Origin of the sequence: Aliidiomarina sp., from assembly GCF_022565475.1 — a bacterium.
GTDB lineage: Bacteria > Pseudomonadota > Gammaproteobacteria > Enterobacterales > Alteromonadaceae > Aliidiomarina.
In genome coordinates this window covers 130,289-147,622 of sequence record NZ_JAIUMR010000003.1, presented here as the reverse complement: position 1 = coordinate 147,622, position 17,334 = coordinate 130,289, and the positions used below count along the sequence as shown (strand labels likewise).

The 17,334-nt window shown below is 48.5% G+C and carries 15 protein-coding genes; 2 read left to right on the top strand and 13 right to left on the bottom strand.

The window, feature by feature from the left end:
• Position 1: 1 nt before the first annotated feature.
• The 13 genes from flhF to LAT77_RS04025 form a co-directional block, all read right to left on the bottom strand.
• Positions 2-2,146 (bottom strand): flagellar biosynthesis protein FlhF, encoded by a 2,145-nt coding sequence (gene flhF / locus LAT77_RS04085; RefSeq protein WP_290563276.1) that lies wholly within the window; start codon positions 2,144-2,146, stop codon positions 2-4.
• Positions 2,143-4,227 (bottom strand): flagellar biosynthesis protein FlhA, encoded by a 2,085-nt coding sequence (gene flhA, locus LAT77_RS04080; protein WP_290563275.1) that lies wholly within the window; start codon positions 4,225-4,227, stop codon positions 2,143-2,145. Before flhA ends, flhF begins: the two co-directional genes overlap by 4 nt.
• Positions 4,224-5,396, bottom strand: a complete 1,173-nt coding sequence (gene flhB, locus LAT77_RS04075; protein WP_290563274.1) for a flagellar biosynthesis protein FlhB — start codon at positions 5,394-5,396, stop codon at positions 4,224-4,226. The genes flhA and flhB overlap by 4 nt, the downstream gene beginning before the upstream one ends.
• Before the next feature lie 115 nt (positions 5,397-5,511).
• Positions 5,512-6,435 (bottom strand): flagellar motor protein MotB, encoded by a 924-nt coding sequence (gene motB, locus LAT77_RS04070; protein ID WP_290563273.1) that lies wholly within the window; start codon positions 6,433-6,435, stop codon positions 5,512-5,514.
• Positions 6,436-6,440: 5 nt separating this feature from the next.
• Positions 6,441-7,307 carry a flagellar motor stator protein MotA gene (motA, locus tag LAT77_RS04065; RefSeq protein ID WP_290563272.1) on the bottom strand — a complete coding sequence of 289 codons (867 nt, stop codon included), beginning with the start codon at positions 7,305-7,307 and terminating at the stop codon, positions 6,441-6,443.
• Between the two features lie 124 nt (positions 7,308-7,431).
• Positions 7,432-8,001 carry a flagellar transcriptional regulator FlhC gene (gene flhC / locus LAT77_RS04060; RefSeq protein ID WP_290563271.1) on the bottom strand — a complete coding sequence of 190 codons (570 nt, stop codon included), beginning with the start codon at positions 7,999-8,001 and terminating at the stop codon, positions 7,432-7,434.
• Positions 8,002-8,018: 17 nt separating this feature from the next.
• Positions 8,019-8,321, bottom strand: coding sequence for a flagellar transcriptional regulator FlhD (locus LAT77_RS04055; RefSeq protein WP_290563270.1), 303 nt, complete (start codon positions 8,319-8,321; stop codon positions 8,019-8,021).
• Positions 8,322-8,719: 398 nt separating this feature from the next.
• Positions 8,720-8,995, bottom strand: coding sequence for an EscU/YscU/HrcU family type III secretion system export apparatus switch protein (locus LAT77_RS04050; protein WP_290563269.1), 276 nt, complete (start codon positions 8,993-8,995; stop codon positions 8,720-8,722).
• On the bottom strand, positions 8,988-10,034 hold the full coding sequence (locus LAT77_RS04045) for a flagellar hook-length control protein FliK (protein WP_290563268.1): 1,047 nt from the start codon (positions 10,032-10,034) through the stop codon (positions 8,988-8,990). Before LAT77_RS04045 ends, LAT77_RS04050 begins: the two co-directional genes overlap by 8 nt.
• A gap of 28 nt (positions 10,035-10,062) precedes the next feature.
• The gene (fliT, locus tag LAT77_RS04040; protein ID WP_290563267.1) at positions 10,063-10,419 is read right to left on the bottom strand and encodes a flagellar protein FliT; all 357 of its coding nucleotides are present in this window, start codon (positions 10,417-10,419) and stop codon (positions 10,063-10,065) included.
• Positions 10,420-10,421: 2 nt separating this feature from the next.
• Positions 10,422-10,829, bottom strand: a complete 408-nt coding sequence (gene fliS, locus LAT77_RS04035; protein ID WP_290563266.1) for a flagellar export chaperone FliS — start codon at positions 10,827-10,829, stop codon at positions 10,422-10,424.
• A 17-nt stretch (positions 10,830-10,846) separates the two neighbouring features.
• A complete protein-coding gene (fliD, locus tag LAT77_RS04030) occupies positions 10,847-12,202 on the bottom strand; it encodes a flagellar filament capping protein FliD (protein ID WP_290563265.1) in 1,356 nt (451 codons plus the stop codon).
• A 156-nt stretch (positions 12,203-12,358) separates the two neighbouring features.
• Complete coding sequence (locus LAT77_RS04025; RefSeq protein ID WP_290563264.1) at positions 12,359-14,344, bottom strand: HD domain-containing phosphohydrolase; 1,986 nt, start codon at positions 14,342-14,344, stop codon at positions 12,359-12,361.
• A gap of 388 nt (positions 14,345-14,732) precedes the next feature.
• Between LAT77_RS04025 and LAT77_RS04020 the strand changes: the two genes are divergently transcribed.
• Together LAT77_RS04020 and LAT77_RS04015 are read left to right on the top strand one after the other, a co-directional pair.
• Positions 14,733-15,917, top strand: a complete 1,185-nt coding sequence (locus LAT77_RS04020; protein WP_290563263.1) for a FliC/FljB family flagellin — start codon at positions 14,733-14,735, stop codon at positions 15,915-15,917.
• Positions 15,918-16,117: 200 nt separating this feature from the next.
• Positions 16,118-17,308, top strand: coding sequence for a FliC/FljB family flagellin (locus LAT77_RS04015; protein ID WP_290563262.1), 1,191 nt, complete (start codon positions 16,118-16,120; stop codon positions 17,306-17,308).
• The last annotated feature ends 26 nt before the right edge of the window (positions 17,309-17,334 follow it).

Genomic DNA, 17,334 nt, shown 5'->3' with positions numbered 1-17,334 from the left:
GTTAACGTTTCACACCAGTCGACATGACCCGAAGTGCCGCGCTGGTGCGGAATAACTGTAATACACTTTGGACAATTTTGCGCGCGTTCGCTTTGCCCCGCTTGTTTGTTGACGTCAACAAACGTCCCCGCAGGGCGGCTACTTCAGGTTTTCGACTTTGCTCTAAAAACAACGCCGTAGCCGCTAACGATGTCGCCAGCATGGTAGCTACCTCGGGCGCTATTTCATGCACGTCAGCCGGCGTAAATTGGCCATAAACAAAACGCGTCAGGCTCTGAATCTCATCACTGAATAACTGTTGATGAATCAAACTTAATTGCGATGCTTCGGTCAATCCGGCCGGCAATACCCAAAAGCGACGAACTAAAGTCGAAGCTCGTTCCACCGATCTGACTTCACCATAAACAAGTTCGACAGGGAAGTCATTCTCCTGCAAGCAAACATGACCTCGGGTTAATGACAATTTAGCCGATTCGCCTCGATAGCGAATGTTCTGCTGTTGGAAAGGCTCAAGGCCGTCTCGCAATTTCAAAAGAGAAATGCGTTCCCAGTTGCTCCCCACTTGCTGCCAAACACGGTGATTTCGATTTAGAACCGCTATCCAGTGTTGATGTTCATTGAATAGCTCGTGGAGCGTATACGTTTCCGGCAAACTCGCAAACACATGCCGTTTTACCCCCAGCGCTTGGCCATAATGAACCGGCGAAAGCTGTTCGGTCAAAGGTAACGGCAACACTTCACCGTCCATGCCTAATGCTAAGTTAGGCAGACGCCAACTGCGGCCACTCACCGGCTTATCTTCAATCCATAAAATTGCGTGAGGTACCGCCTCTAGCAACGCATCATGGGCGCCATGCAACCATTGCTGATACTGTTGAGGCTGGCTCGCTTTGGGCTGCTCGCTTAATTGCCACAACACCTCCAACGTCTCGAATCCCGGCAACAGCTCAGCCAGCGACTGATATTGTTGCGACACCTGCTGACCTTGAGCCTGTAGGTTACGGCGACTCACCGGCTCGTCTTGAGCATTCGAAAAACCTTGCAACCACTGTGCAAAATCTAAATCATCCGCACCTACTTCGGGCATTGCTTGCTCGATCAATTGACCAAAGTCGACCAAGTCCAGATCCTCAGGTACGCGTTGACCATTGGCAACAAAGTGAATCGTCAAGCCATTGCGAATCACCACGTCAAGCGCTGCACCTAAATGCACCGATTCATCAATTTTGGACAAAATACAGTCGCGAATTTCGTTGCCTGCTGCGCGCGCAGAGTCCTGAAAACGGTCCACAACTTCTTGCAACATGCCACGCTGACTTGCGCTATTCAATAGCAACACTAAGCGCGTCATAGGCCCGGCTTGTTGGCCATCGGCAAACTGTAATTCAGCAACGCGTTGCGTCAGTCGCTGGTCGCGCTGACTCATGCCAATCGTGTCGATCAACACCAAGCGCTTACCCTGCATTTGCGCGGCCAATTTGTCGAGTGACTCGCCCTCTTCAAGTGCGTACATGTCGACGTCTAATAAGCCCGCGTAAACTTTAAGCTGTTCACGCGCACCAACACGATAGTTATCTGTGGTGACTAACAGCAGTGCGTCAGAACCAAACTGCATGACATAATTAGCGGCCAACTTGGCGGTTGTCGTCGTTTTACCGACACCCGTTGGTCCAACTAAGGCTAAAACGCCATCTTGAAAAAGCTCTGCCGGAAACTGGGGCGCGAGCAAACGCTGCTGCAATTGTGTTTTTAACCACGCACGAACATCGCTGAGCTGACTCGGCAACAGCCCGGCAAACTCACGAATCAACGCCGACGAAAAGCCGCTCGATTGCATTAATGTAGCGAGTTCTTGTACTGGATGCTTTTTCGCCACCGGTGCTGCGCCAGCGTTTTGTCCCTGCTGAAGTAAACGCCGCATATCATTCACTTCGCTCAACAAGCGTTGAGCCAAACCAGCAAAGTCTTGCGGCGGTGCGTCGACTTGGGCTACTTTTTCTTCGAGGTCTTCCTCAACCATGGCCAAGATTTCATAACCATTGTCCGTACTCCGCGAGGACAAAATGAGTGCATCGTCGCCCAGTGCTTCGCGCACTTGCTTCATGGCTTCACGATTATTGGCTGCTAAAAAGCGCCTTACACTCATTGACTTTCTCCAATCATTGCGGTGATTTTCATTGTCCGGTCATCAGGGATTTCCGCTTGTGACATCACCACTAAATAACGTAATTGCCGACGCAAGAAATTCGATAATAATGGCCGCAAACTATGCTGACAAACGAGAACCGGCGGTTCGCCGAGCGTTTCTTGACGTTGCAATGCCAGTTGCGCCTGTTGCTGCAATGTTGCCGCCAGTCCCGGCTCGAGCGCGCCACCACTATTCATTGCTTGCATAAGAACCTGTTCTAGCCGTACATCGAGACCGATTACATGGAGTTCTTTCTCGCCGCCGAACCATTTTTGGGTAATTGCCCGACCGAGCGCCAAACGCACTTGCGCAGTGAGATCATGGGCGTCAATATTTTGCCCCTCAAACTCGGCTAGGGTATCAAAAATCGTACGCATATCGCGAATCGAAACTTCTTCGTCCAATAGATTCTGCAGGATACGTTGGAGCACGGTTACAGACACACATTTCGGTACTACATCTTCAACCAAGGTTTTATTTTCTTCCGCCAGCTTATCAACCAATTGCTGCACTTCTTGACGGCCAAGTAGCTCACTCGCAAAGCGCTGAAGCAGGTGATTTAAGTGCGTCGCAACCACAGTACTCGCGTCCACCACGGTATAGCCGTAAATTTGCGCATGCTCGCGCTCGCTCGCGTCAATCCACGTTGCTTCGAGCCCAAAAGCGGGATCGACCGTCGCAATGCCTTGGACATCACCGGTGACCTGACCCGGGTTAATCGCTAACCATTTCTCTGGATAAATTTCTGCGCGTCCCACTTCACCACCTTTCAGGGTAATGACATAGGTGTTGGGGTTCAGCTCGAGGTTATCGCGAATATGCACGACCGGAGGCAAAAAGCCGACATCTTGAGCAAACTTCTTGCGCACGCTTTTAATTCGTCCAAGCAGTTCACCTTGTTGACGGTCATCCACCAACGCAATCAACCGGTGACCAACTTCCATACCCAGGGTATCAACCAGTTGAACATCAGCCCATGTTGCTTCCGGCGACTCAAATTGAGCAACCGGGGCTTGATCAACAGGCACCGCCTCAGCCGCAAGCTTTTGCTTTTTAAGAAGACGCCATGCCATAAAACCAAGTCCGGCAGTAAACAGCAAGAAGACAAAATTCGGCATGCCTGGCACTAACCCAAGCAAACCAATAACACAGGCCGCCAAGATCATAACTTTCGGATTAACAAATAACTGGCTGACCATCTGCTGGCCAACGTCTTCGTCGGTATTCACTCGCGAAACGGTTACACCGGCGGCTGTAGAAATAACTAACGCTGGGATCTGCGCGACCAAGCCGTCACCAATCGCAAGCAAAATGTAGACTTGACCGGCTTCGGCAAAACTCAAATTGTGCTGCATGGTACCGATCATCAAACCGCCGATAATATTGACGACCATGATCACTAAGCCCGCAACCGCATCACCGCGGACGAACTTACTCGCACCGTCCATTGAACCGTAAAAATCAGCTTCCTGCGCAACTTCTTGACGGCGGCGCTTGGCTTCTTCTTCACCGATTAAGCCGGCATTCAAGTCCGCGTCGATCGCCATTTGTTTACCCGGCATCGCGTCAAGCATAAAGCGCGCGCCAACTTCAGCGATCCGCCCAGCACCTTTGGTGATAACCATGAAGTTGATAATCACCAAAATCAAAAAGACGACGATACCGACGGCGAAATTACCGCCAACAAGGAACTGACCGAAAGACTCAATCACTTTACCGGCAGCGTCTCCACCGGTGTGACCTTGCATCAAAACGACACGCGTTGACGCTACGTTCAGTGACAGGCGTAATAGCGTGGTAAACAGCAACACCGCCGGAAAGGCAGCAAAGTCGAGCGGTTTTTCCGCAAACATGCTGACCAAGAGCACCATCAAAGCCAGAGCGATATTGAAGGTGAAGAGCATATCGAGCGCAAATGGCGGTAGTGGCAATACCATCATCGCCAAAATCAGTAAGATCAGGATCGGGCCGATGAACAGTTGCATCCGGCCGTCAAGCGACTTACCTAATTGCCCAAGCGTGTACTGGACACCCTTCATTCACTTTCCTCCTGGTGCCGCGGATGAACCTTACCCTCGGCCATTTTTGACGGTACTTCGAGCCCTTTCGGCTTCGGCGGCACATCGCCACCGCTCACTTTCACTTGTTTCAAACGGAACGCCCAAGCTAAGACTTCCGCTACAGCTGCATACAAGGGACCGGGAATTTCACGGTCCAAATCGACGTTGAAGTATAACGCACGAGCCAATGCAGGTGCTTCTAATAGCGGAATTTTATGTTCGGCGGCAATCTCACGAATTCTTGCGGCCACCGCTTCGGTGCCTTTCGCCACGACGCGCGGCGCATTCATATTCTGCTCATCATACTGCAAAGCCACCGCATAATGGGTCGGGTTCGTAATAATCACGTTCGCTTCGGGCACTTTGCTCATCATCCGATTGCGCGACATGGCTTGTTGCTGCGAACGGATTCGCGCTTTCACATGCGGATCACCTTCGGTTTCCTTGTGCTCTCGCTTTACCTCGTCCTTGGTCATTTTCATCTTCTTGGCATGACTGTATAACTGAAAAGGCACATCGATCAGCACCACAACAATCAGCGTCAAAACCATCAATAACGCAGCTTGCGCCGCCAACTGCAACGCGTTCGCCAGTGCCTGTTGCACCGGCTGCTTCATTAAATTCATGTATTCGCCGTGGCGAGACATAAGAAATATGATCAAAACACCGCCAACCAGCAATGACTTGGCAATGGCCTTGCCGAGCTCGGCCAACGCTTGGCTAGAAAAAATTCGTTTCACGCCTTTGACTGGGTTCAGTTTCGATAACTGTGGCTTCATGCCTTTCGCCGACACTAACCAACCGCCGAGTAGCGCCGGGGCGACTAAAGCAAGCACCACCATCAACATAAACAGCGGCATCAAGGCGAATAATGCATGTTGCGCGAGCATGGCCACGTTCATCAACATCGGGCCAATTTCAAATGCCTGCTGGCGTTCAAATAGAAACGATTGCTCCATGACAAAACCAACCTGCTCGTAAAGCATAGAGCCCATGCCCCACAGGCCAATCAAACCGCCAAACAGAAGCACAAATGTGGTTAACTCTCGCGATCGCGCAACCTGCCCCTCTTCCTTGGCTTTTTGCAGCCTTCGGGGCGTGGCGGGTTCTGTTTTTTCGGAGTCGTCGCTGCTGCTCTGTTCAGCCATCGCTTACAAATTCCAGACATTATTCGGGAGTTAGCGGCTATTCTGACAGAAGGCAAATGGATTTGAATGGCAAAAAAGCGCCGGTTTAAGGGCGCTTTTCAACGTTAATGGGGATTTACAGGAAAAATTGGCTCATTGAACCTTGGATTTCCGCGTCATCGAGCTCACTGTCCAACAAACGTTGGAAGGCTTCTTCATCGCCCGGCAACAAACCCTGATTTTGAATGAATTCCGCGGATTGCTGGGTATGAAGCACCAGTGTGATGCGGCGGTTCATCGGGTCTTCGGGCTCTGCATCAGCGAGCGGTATACGATCAGCAACACCAGAAATTGATATCAATTTATCCGGAAATAAGCCACCAGCAATCAACTCTCGGCGCGACGCGTTGGCACGGTCTGCAGATAATTCCCAGTTACTGTATCCTGCGTAACCACCGGCATAGGGTAAGCTATCCGTATGGCCGGTAATGGTGAGCTTGTTGTCCACCGAGTTCAATATCGGTGCCAAGGTGCGTAATAGCCTTTCCATATAGGGCGCGACTTTTGCGCTACCAACCGAGAACATCGGGCGCTGCTCGGTATCCATCAACTGAATTCGCAGCCCTTCGCGGGTTAAATCTAAACGAAGTTGAGGACGCAACTGACGTAGAACCGGATCCTCTTGCATCGCTTGTTCAATTTGACGCTGAATATTCTGGAAGTGGCGGCGAACGTCGGCTGGACGTGTTTCCATTCGATAGTCAATGCGGGCACGCTCGCCCGACGAGTGCATCGGATCAGGTCCACCGCCTTGAATGACGTTACTCGCCGAGGTCATACGATCACCGCCGGCCATAGCCACCGCTAAAGGTGCACGAAAGTATTCGGAAACGCCTTGACGCTGCTCTTCACTCGACATCGACAAAACCCACATAACGAGGAACAATGCCATGAGCGCCGTCATAAAGTCAGCTAAAGCAATTTTCCAAGAGCCACCGTGGTGCTTATGAATGACCTTTTTTCGGCGGATGATAATGGGGCGACGATCTGGATCAGCCATAACGCTTATTCCGCAGCTTGATTGTTGCCACGAACATGGTCTTCAAGTTCGTTGAAGCTTGGGCGTTCGACCGTATGCAATGCTTTACGTCCAAACTCAACCGCTAATTGTGGCGCATAACCACCTGTGCTCGCGAGGAGTGTGACACGAATACATTGTAAGGTTTTAACAGCTTCAGCAACCTGACGTTCAACACGACTCGCTAAAGGATTAATAAAACCGTAACCGGCCAAAATACCCAAAAATGTGCCGATTAACGCGTGAGCAATCATTTGCCCCATCACGTCAGGCGGTGCATCTGCGGTCATCAATGCTTTTACTACCCCAAGAACCGCCGCGACGATACCAAATGCCGGCATTGCATCACCAACTTTGGCAATCGCATCGGCAGGAACATGCGCTTCTTCTTCAAAGGCTTCAATTTCGTGCAACATCAGCTCATCCAACTCATGTGGATCCATGTTGCCGCTGATCATTAAACGCAAATAGTCGGTCAAGAAGTCACGAATCATGTCGTCTTCGAGCACGATCGGATGTTCATTGAAAATGGGACTTTCGGTTGGATCTTCAATATCACGTTCGACGGCTAACATGCCGTCGCGACGCATTTTATTGAGTAGTTTATAAAGCACCGACATGAGTTCCATGTACAGCGCTTTATTATACTTGGTGGTTCGCTTTAACTTTTTCGCGGCGTTCATGGTTGCTTTGATTGCTTTACCATTGTTCGCGGCAATAAATGCCCCTACACCCGCACCACCAATCATTAAAATTTCGAGTGGCTGCCATAACGGCCCGAGCTGTCCGCCAGCAAGTGCAAACCCGCCAAATACGGAAAAAAATACGACTAAAAATCCGATTGCGACTAACACATGGAACCCCTTCTAATTACGGCTTTTATGCAACCGGGCGAGATATTGCTCGTTAACGCGAAGCAGCCCGTCTCAAGGTGGGTTATCGGCGAACGCGGCGAAAACTTAAGAAAAAAATTGCTAATTAATGATTTTTTGTTTCTTTCGCAAGCTTACTTTTTGTTTGCGATTTTTTCTTCGCCGGACCTGGCTTTCCTGCGCGTGATGGGGGGTTGCAAATACCGCAAACATAATCGTCGTCTGGTGTATGAGCATGGTTAACAAACTCAAGCTGACAGGACTGACAGGTACTTAATTGAAACATGTTGCTCTCGAAAAAACGGAGTAACGTCCATGCACGGGTTAAGCCTAAAACCTGCTCACCATCAGTACTTTCAATGTGTTCGTTATAGAGACGGTACGCCTTGGTAAACGCAGTCATACGTTCAAGGCCTTGATCTTCATGTAAGCGGCGGTAAATTGAATAAAACAACGACGAATGGACATTCGGCATCCACGTCATAAACCAGTCGGTCGAGAATGGTAACAAACCTTTGGGCGGCGACTCACCGCGAACTTCTTTGTACAAGCGAACGAGTCGACCACGGTTCAGTGTCACTTCTGATTCGAGTACTTGCAAGCGAGCGCCGAGTTCAATTAACTCGATCGCCAACTTGACTTGATTCATCTCTTCAAGAAGCTTTTTTTCCGACATCGGATGCTACACACTCATTAACGCGTTGCTGCCATCAGCATTGCAAGGTGAGTTTCTTTCAATCCAGTTTCGCGTTTGCTTCGCAAGATCGCTTCCAATTGCTCTGCGTTCTCCGCACATGGACGCATCACGAATTGACCTTGCGTAGCCAACCAACCAATTTCTCGAACCGACAACGACTGAAACAAATCAGCCAGCTCTGCATTGAGTTTCAAACGAAACATCGCCGCTTCGCGATCTTCATTCAGCATTTGCTGCATTAAATATAAATAAGCAACGTTCAGCTCTTGGAACTCTTCCAACGTTTTTGTAAATGACAAAACCCTATCTCCTCTACACTCCGGGCGGAGTACAGCGCAATCGTAGCCCGTTTAAAGTAAGTTTTTGTTTTTCTTATTATAAATAATTACAAAAAGAGCTGTGACTTTCTTCATGAACAACCCAAAGCTACCGTAATGATTTTTTGTAATCTTTACCATAACTTTACTTTCTGATTTAAAAGTACTCTACCGAGTTTAAAAACCCATGTCACGCAAAAGATCATTGATCGATCGTTAACTTGCTGAAGAGCAACGAACAATAGTTGACCTACGCTCGGTTAATAAATAAACAGAAAGCGATTTTTATTGTTATTTTTAGTCATCATGATAGGAATTCTAGCACTTGTCTAGTGCTAATTTTGTATTCGATTAACAACTTGTATACAAAAATCAGCGCTTCATCGCTCAGTCGAATTTTCGGCGACATCATAAAGCCAGATCATTAGCTCTGCGATGATCTGGGTCAATGAATCCGGCAGGAATTCATCGGGATTCAGTTCCATTAACAAGGCCACGAGTTCCGGCGCTGCATGACAATAGATCCCATGCTTTTCTGCTTCCGCTGCGATACGTTCAGCGAGTTCACCATAACCTTGGGCAAGTATTTTGCTGCGTTTGTCCATGGCATCATATCGAAGTGCTACCGCACTGCGGCGTCTGGGTGAATCACTCATCGGCCACCTCACTCACATGGGGTTCATCTTGCCCGACATCTGTGAACATTTCGTGACGGTCATCCATGAGCGACGTGTTGTTGGATTGGCGCACGACCTCAACATCTTCGTACTCAGTGCGGATTTGCACTTCATCTAGACCTAACGTTTGCAAACGAGCGCGTAATTTGTCTTCCCTAGCTTCGAGCCGATCAATAATCGCCTCAACGGCAAAAAATTGCAGGTCGAGGCGATTATTATACAAGGTAAACTTAAGGCGCAGCGGGCCAAGGTTAGTCACCTCTAAAATCATATCGGTCTGCCAAGTACAGTGACGGATCGACGGTTTACCTTGCTCCTTATTTTCTTCTTCACGATGGCGCAAAAAAGTGAGTGTCAGTGACATGAATAAACCTGTCCATAAGTCCCCCTCCCAGCGCAATGTTGGCTGCGCTAACATTTCCAGTTGCTGACGAACGGTGGGCTGCAAACTCTCTGGGATTAACTTAACTTCAGCTAAGTCGCGACTCGAAAGTGCCGACTTCGCCAAAAACTGCGGATGTAAGGCTAACTGCGGACGCTCTAAATGGCCGCGATACCACTGCTTCAAAGCATGTTCATAAAACAGGCCACTGTGGCGAATGGATTGTTGCAATCGTGATGCTACCAGTGTCGATGTCGGTGATTCCGTCGTCGCTATAAGTGGCACTTTAGCCACGACCGCCTTCGCTAGCGACGGATACTGGCCAATGATCTCGGCGATGGTTCGACCGGTTTTGGTTAAGTGTAGCTTCGTAGAGGTATTCGCAGGTGAATCAGCCGGGATGTGCTGGGCAACTTGACCGCGCAGACGGGTGTCTGCAGACTGGCTTTTCTGTTGGATCGCATGGGGTTGAGAGTTTGCGCGGGAGTCAGTCCGCGAGTCACTTTGCAGAGCCCGAGGGCCTTCTCCGGGATCAACGTTGCGCACAGGTTGATTCAGTTTTTGTTCCGAAACATTGCCTTTCGGACCCAAAACCTGATGCAAGAGGGTATCAAGTAAAGGCGTAATGCCACTCATAACAACCCCCTTCGCACGGCTTTACAACTTATTGAGACAAGTAAGCGTCCTCAACCTGTTTCTTTTTCGAAGCTGACGAGATTAATTTTTCCAGTTCTTGACGACGTGCCAATAAGCGTTCACGAATTTCTTTATCTTGCTCAAGCAATTTCCGCAACAACTCAAGCTTCGCCTCTTGCTGAGCTTCGCTCAACATCGCGTCGACTTCGTAATTTTGAAGCTTCTCGACTTCAGAAACGTAGACCACCTCACTTTCGATCAGTGCGGCCCAGTCGTCGTTGCGCGCATGCACAAGCATAGTATTAGAAAACTCGAGCAAGCGTTGATAAGACTGAATCACGTCGCCTCCGTCCATTACTGGTTTTAAGTACGCTCTCGCACCCATGCTCACGCTCCTTGAGCGGTAGCGGCTTGCTGACCAATTTCTTTCCATGCTGATCCAATCTCATTTAATAGTTGTGCCGCTTCGTCTAAAGCACCCGTGCTGTTGTTTAAATTAGCCCGCAACAACAGCCCACTAATATAGTTGTACAAGGCTTCAAGTCGCTCGGCTAACTCACCGCCATTGTCTTTATCCAAGGCAACGAGCAAGCCACTATTTACAATATCAATTGCTTTGGTAATGGCCTTGCCTTTTTCAGCAATATTGCCATTTTCCATGTGCAAACGAGCGGCTTTAATCGCACTTTGCGCACCGTCGAAAAGCATCGAGATCAGTTGATGAGGGCTGGCAGAAAGCACATTACTTTCAACACTAACGCGACCATAAGCCGCTGCACCACGCATTGCATACATAACCTATCTCCTACTCGTTACTTTTTCCGACCTAACTGAGCATTCATAATGTCAAACTGCTGCATCAGATAAGAACTGGTTGAATTCATTTGCGCAACCATGCTGTCTAATTGCGAGAACTGACTGCGATAACGCTCAATGGTGCGATCGATGCTGATTTCCATCCGTTCGAAACGCTCGTCAATCCGTTTTTGGCTATCCTGCAACCCGGTGATTGAGTTTTTAATTGGCCCAGAATCATTCAATAACAAGGAAACCGTGCTTTCGACACGCGCACTAAACCCTTGGCTACCTTCGCTACCGGCAAAGAATTGTTGTAAGGCGCCAATATTATTTTGCACCGCGCTGCTTAATTCTTCGTCATTCACTTTCAAGCGGCCATTCAGCTCAAACTCAATGCCCAGGTCACGCAAAGTGCGCATCGCGCCGTCTTCAACACCACCCGTCACGACACTGCGAACACGTGATTGCACAGTTCTCAAGGCGCTGTCGCCAAGAAGTTGACCATTATTCGCTTCCGCACCATTAAATTTGGTGAGATCGGTCATGACGGTCTGTAAGTTGTTGTACGCTTTCACGAAGTCGTTTACGGCTTTTTCAGTTGCAGCAGTATCACGAGCGACCACAACTGAAGCATTTCCTTCTTCAGCGATGTCTAAAGTCACCCCTTGAATCGCGCCTTCGACACGATTTGTCTGACTTTGAATACTGATACCGTTCACCGTTAATACCGCATTCTTCGCAGTGACCTCGGTTGTTGTATCCGTGCTTAACTCTGCGGCTAAATCGCCACTATAGGTAATATCCGCAATTGCAGCGTCGGTACCTGTCGTGGTCGAGGCAAAGACTAAACGATGTGGATTACCGCTACCGTCATTAACAATCGACGCCTGCACACCGCCCTCAGCTTTATTAATTGCGTCGCGAATCTGCTCAAGTGAGCTCTTGCCAGGCTCGATGGTAATATCCAGAGAATCACCATTACCAAAGCTAAAGTTGATGCTTCCACTACCCAGCTGAGTGGATTTATCTTCCACCCCCATACTGGCAATACTGTAATTTCTGGCCAGTGAAGTGACCGCTATATTGTACGTTCCCACCGCAGCGGTCGAACCTGCTGCTGCTTTGACACTCTCGCCGGAAACCGTGCTGGTCACACCCTGAAAAGCTGCTGGCTCATTCAGCTTGGCCATGGCGTCTTTAAACTGATTCAGCGCCCCTTCAACACGGCCGTAAGCAGAAATTTTTGCTTGGTTGGTTTGTTTTTGGATAGTCAACGGCTGCAACTTCTGACGCTCAGCTGCTTTCAGCTGATCGAGAAGTCCGTTCAGATCCATACCGGATCCAATACCTAATGCAGAAATAGAAGCCATGATTAACCCTTTTAATCGTCTGACGAAAAAGAAACACCTTACTCTTTTAAGTCATCTTGCTAAGTTTGTCAGCTTTTCGTCAATATAAATGATGGAAAAGCGCCCAAAAAGTGGGCTTATTTGAGTTATCGGCAGGGTTTAGGAATTCTTTAAAGATTAATAGTCGATGCCGAGCACAGACTTAATTACACCGAGTTTTTCCAAAGCAGCACCGGTAACCGTATCGCCAAGATTATCCTGCGGTGGTTTGGTATCAGAGGTTAGAATAACAGTATGAATATGACGCTTTTCATCCAGCCGGGTCACCCAGGCCAATTGTCCCGACTCGTAGCGGATCAACGAACCGACAGGAATGACACCAAAATGACGGACGTATGCTTCAATCCAAAGCTCGTCAAATTGCGTGCGGTTATCCAATAAATGCCGGTAGGTGTCCTCCGCGGTCATACCTTCTCGGTCAGCCCGCGGACGACTCATCGCATCAATCACATCCACTACCGCGGCCATCCGCGGCAGCTGACCTAACGCATTTGCTTCAAGATTATGCGGGTATCCGGAGCCATCTAACCGTTCGTTAATTTGTTCAACTACATTTTTCACGAGAATGGGCGCTAACCATTTGCATGTTCCCATGCGCGATAGCACGAGTTCTACATGCGACTGCATGCGCATGTAGGAGTCTCGCGTCAGCGTACTCGCTCGCCACAAGGAACTCGGCAGCATGCCTTTACCGAGATCATGCACCATCGCACAGGCAGCAATACCTTTAATGACATCACGCGGCATGCGGCCACGGCTTTGGGTGAGGTCGACCAACTTCATAGCCACGCTCAAACCATGCACGACCCACGGCGACTCACGGTGAATGCAACGAAGCGCAAACAGTGCCTCTTCGCGGTCATCTTCGAGAATGTCCAACAACCGGTCCGCGTGCGCAGACAGTTGCGTCGAGTTAATCATCTGGCCCTGATTCAAGGCCACCATCTGACTGTCGAGATAACCAGCGATGCGCGCCAGCCGCCGCGCCATCGGTGTCGCATATTTTTGCCCTTGGCGACGACCGAGGAACTTTACTGCCTCTGGCTTAACTTCAAAGAGAGCAGATGGCGTCCGATCGTTGCCTTCGCCAGCGGTACGTGACGCTTCGCGTTCGATTTCGCGAACGAATTCCCAAATCTGTTTCTCTTGGTCCTTGGTAATTTGGGTAAACTCGAAACCGACGCCTAAAACTTGTCGATCGGAGTCGGTTTTCACGTGGCGGACATCGCCAATGATCGGAAATACAGTGCCATTCGGAAAGCAAATTTCCAGCTCGGTGCGCATTTGCGTAATCACTTTCGACGCACCGTCCTGAGCAAAGAACTCGACCAATGCACCAGTGGCCGATAAGTCTTTTAAATCTCCCATCAGCTCGAAATATTTTTTCTCGGGCTCTTTTTCCGGCTCTTGCTCAGCGTCTGCAGCTTTACCCTCGGCCTGATCACCTTTTGCCTTTTTACTTTCTGCTTCTTGGGTGATTTTTTCGACATATGGGTCTGTGGATTTTGTTTTCGGTTCCGCCGATGAATCCACCAACATGTCTTTTTCAGCGACTTTGTCACTTTCTTCACGTTTCAGCGTTTTTATTTCTTCGAGCTTTTTCGGGTTATCGACGGAAGGACGTTCCACAGGCGGCTTCTTCGCAGCGATTGCTTCCGGCGACGTTGACTTTACACGCTCCCGATTCGGCTCTTCCGCTCGCAATCGCACACCCACATCCATACCGATGCGCAGCGTGGCACGAAACGCCGCCCGGCGTTGCTTTAAATCAAGACCTTCCGGCCATTTCGAGCGTGCCAACAAACGTCCGTCTTTGTCGGTAAAGGTTTCCATTTGCATCGGGGTCGAACGAATGAGTCCCGCATGGCTTTGACCCAATAGAATAAACTTCACGCCGCGGCGAAGTTTGGGTGCCAGTTCACGAATTGCTGTCAGATCAAATTCAACAAACTCATCTTCTTCGAGGTCAAGCAGGATAATCGGGAACGGCTTCGCCTCAGCCGTTGTCAGCTGAAGCGAGGCAGCACCAGGCTGCGTCATAGTTTCAAGTAATGCTGCAACTTCAAGCTTACTCGAAACGGGGGAATATTCTTCTTCCTGCACCTTAGTTCCTATCGGTCATTCAAATCGTGCAAACCAGATCCATCTTTAGTCTATTTTGCCTCACTCGGAAAAAAACAAAAGCAGAAACAAAGGGGAAATAGTTGGCTATTTCAAGTCATCAGCCTGACCGCTCCCCAATGTCGGCAATCTTACTCGCTATATCGGCCTTGCGCATAAAACCTGAAGGACGCCGAGCAAACCACCACCAAACTTTTAAGACACCGCAATGCCGAAAGCTAACGCGAAACCGACGCATGAGCAAAACTCATCAACACCATTTGTAAAATTTTTTTAAAGCAGCACTAAAGTTTTCTACAGCGGTTCCGATAACTAGGGTTGACGGCAGGCCAATACGCCGGCCATTTATGAAAACAGAAGGAATAAGACTATGTCAGTTATCAATACAAACATCACTTCGATGATTGGTCAGCAAAACCTTCAGAAGTCGCAATCAGCATTAGCAACTTCTATGGAGCGTCTGTCTTCAGGCCTGCGAATCAACAGTGCTAAAGACGATGCAGCTGGTCAAGCCATCGCTAACCGTATGACTTCACAAATCACTGGCTTAATGCAAGCTCAGCGTAACGCCAACGACGGTATTTCTGTTGCGCAAACTGCTGAAGGTGCATTGAACCAAGTAAACGACAACTTACAGCGTATCCGTGAATTGTCAGTTCAAGCACAGAACGGTACTAACTCTTCTGAAGATTTGAAATCAATTCAAGCGGAAATTTCACAGCGTTTGAACGAAATCGACCGTATCTCTGAAGAAACTGACTTTAACGGCGTTAAAGTTCTTGCGAATACTCAAGATCTTCGTATTCAAGTGGGTGCAAACGACGGTGAATCTATCAGCATTAACTTGCAAAAAATCACCTCTGAAACACTAGGGTTAGGTTCATTCAACGTAAGTGGTCCAGTTGGTACAGCTGCAGCGCCAGTTGCTGCAGATTTCCAATCTGTATATGGTGAGACAACGGCAGTTACTGCTGCAACAGTTACTGATATCTCTGCAGATTTAGCTACTCGAATCGGTGCTGGCGCTGGTAATGTTGCCGCTCCTACAGTAGTAGTTGATGAAGATGGAAACTTCTTTGCTCAGGCAGTTGTTACTGTCGACGCTACAAACGTTGAAGCATTGCAAGAGTTTGGTTTCCGTGATGCAGAAGCAGGCACTCCTTTAAACGTATTTATTGCGCTCGACCCAAGTACTGCTGACACCACAACCACTCCTGGTACTGCTGCATTTACTGTTGCTGCTGCAGACTTAAATGACAATGATATCCTAGGCGGCGCAACTGCAAACCCATTAGCTGCTCTAGACAAAGCGCTCAGCGATGTTGATGTGTTACGCTCAGATTTAGGTGCTATCCAAAACCGTTTTGAATCTGCAATTACTAACTTGCAAACTAATGCAACTAACTTATCAGCTGCGCGTTCACGTATCGAAGATGCGGATTACGCAGTAGAAGTTGCTAACATGACGCGTGCACAGATTCTGCAACAGGCTGGTACTTCTGTATTGGCTCAGGCGAATCAGGTACCACAGTCAGTATTGTCTCTGTTGGGTTAATTCCCCAATAGCTACACACAGCAAAGGCGCCAATTGGCGCCTTTGTTATTTTGGGTCAGGCTTTAAAATATCGGCTTCAGATTGATTACTTTTCATAATATTCCACTAAAGTTTCATCGCAAATCGCCGATAAATATTTATGGCTATGTTGCATGTATTTTAGTAGTTGCGCTTAGCTAACCTTAACTGAGGGCAACACTATGTCGGTGATCAACACGAACATCACATCGATGATTGGCCAGCAAAACTTGCAAAAATCGCAATCTTCGCTAGCCACGTCTATGGAAAGGCTGTCGTCTGGATTACGCATTAATAGCGCAAAAGACGATGCCGCTGGGCAGGCAATTGCGAACCGCATGACTTCGCAAATTACAGGGTTAATGCAAGCCCAAAGAAATGCCAACGATGGCATCTCTTTGACGCAAACGGCCGAAGGGGCGTTAAATCAAGTTAATGACAACCTTCAGCGCATTCGCGAGTTAACTGTTCAATCTTTAAACGGAACCAATTCCAGTGCTGATTTAGCCTCTATTCAAGCGGAGATAAATCAGCGTACCAGTGAAATTGATCGTATTTCGTTGGAAACTGATTTCAATGGTGTAAAAGTACTATCTGAAAATCGCACGCTTAACATGCAAGTTGGCGCCAATGATGGTGAAGTTATTAGTGTAGATTTGCAGCGTATTAACTCCGCCACTTTAGGTGTGAGTAAACTATCAATGATTGGCCCTCAATTCGATAGCAATGGACAAGGCATGCCAATTGCCGATGCTTTAAGTGCTAAATTTGGAAACACCAGCCTAACTGACGCCACAGTTAACAATACTCCAAGTGGTTCTGATTGGCAGGGATTACTCGGGTTAACCAACACCGTATCAGTAAACTCTATCAATGTTGTTGCGGATTTAGATGGAAACTTCTTCATTGAAGATAACATTACCGTTACAGGTGAAGACATTGCCACACTTGAATCGAAAGGCTTTGTTGATGAGGGTGGCGGTAATTTTAAAGTTTATGTGCCGGCGAATTTTGATACTAGCGTGGCAGGTGCAACCGAGTTATTTTTCAACTTTAACATAAACGATTATGAAGCAAGTGATGTAACACCGGCGGCTACCACTAACCCACTTGCACTGATGGATGCAGCAATATCACAAGTTGATGTGTTACGCTCAGATTTAGGTGCTATCCAAAACCGTTTTGAGTCTGCAATTACTAACTTGCAAACCAATGCAACTAACTTATCAGCTGCGCGTTCACGTATCGAAGATGCGGATTACGCAGTAGAAGTTGCTAACATGACGCGTGCACAGATTCTGCAACAGGCTGGTACTTCTGTACTTGCCCAGGCGAATCAGGTACCACAGTCAGTATTGTCTCTGTTGGGTTAATTCCCCAATAGCTACACACAGCAAAG

Excerpts from the sequence above, each read along its gene's own strand:
- flhF (WP_290563276.1), bottom strand. The coding sequence starts at position 2,146 with ATGAGTGTAAGGCGCTTTTTAGCAGCCAATAATCGTGAAGCCATGAAG.
- flhA (WP_290563275.1), bottom strand. The coding sequence starts at position 4,227 with ATGAAGGGTGTCCAGTACACGCTTGGGCAATTAGGTAAGTCGCTTGAC.
- flhB (WP_290563274.1), bottom strand. The coding sequence starts at position 5,396 with ATGGCTGAACAGAGCAGCAGCGACGACTCCGAAAAAACAGAACCCGCC.
- motB (WP_290563273.1), bottom strand. The coding sequence starts at position 6,435 with ATGGCTGATCCAGATCGTCGCCCCATTATCATCCGCCGAAAAAAGGTC.
- flhC (WP_290563271.1), bottom strand. The coding sequence starts at position 8,001 with ATGTCGGAAAAAAAGCTTCTTGAAGAGATGAATCAAGTCAAGTTGGCG.
- LAT77_RS04050 (WP_290563269.1), bottom strand. The coding sequence starts at position 8,995 with ATGAGTGATTCACCCAGACGCCGCAGTGCGGTAGCACTTCGATATGAT.
- LAT77_RS04045 (WP_290563268.1), bottom strand. The coding sequence starts at position 10,034 with ATGAGTGGCATTACGCCTTTACTTGATACCCTCTTGCATCAGGTTTTG.
- fliT (WP_290563267.1), bottom strand. The coding sequence starts at position 10,419 with ATGGGTGCGAGAGCGTACTTAAAACCAGTAATGGACGGAGGCGACGTG.
- fliS (WP_290563266.1), bottom strand. The coding sequence starts at position 10,829 with ATGTATGCAATGCGTGGTGCAGCGGCTTATGGTCGCGTTAGTGTTGAA.
- fliD (WP_290563265.1), bottom strand. The coding sequence starts at position 12,202 with ATGGCTTCTATTTCTGCATTAGGTATTGGATCCGGTATGGATCTGAAC.
- LAT77_RS04020 (WP_290563263.1), top strand. The coding sequence starts at position 14,733 with ATGTCAGTTATCAATACAAACATCACTTCGATGATTGGTCAGCAAAAC.
- LAT77_RS04015 (WP_290563262.1), top strand. The coding sequence starts at position 16,118 with ATGTCGGTGATCAACACGAACATCACATCGATGATTGGCCAGCAAAAC.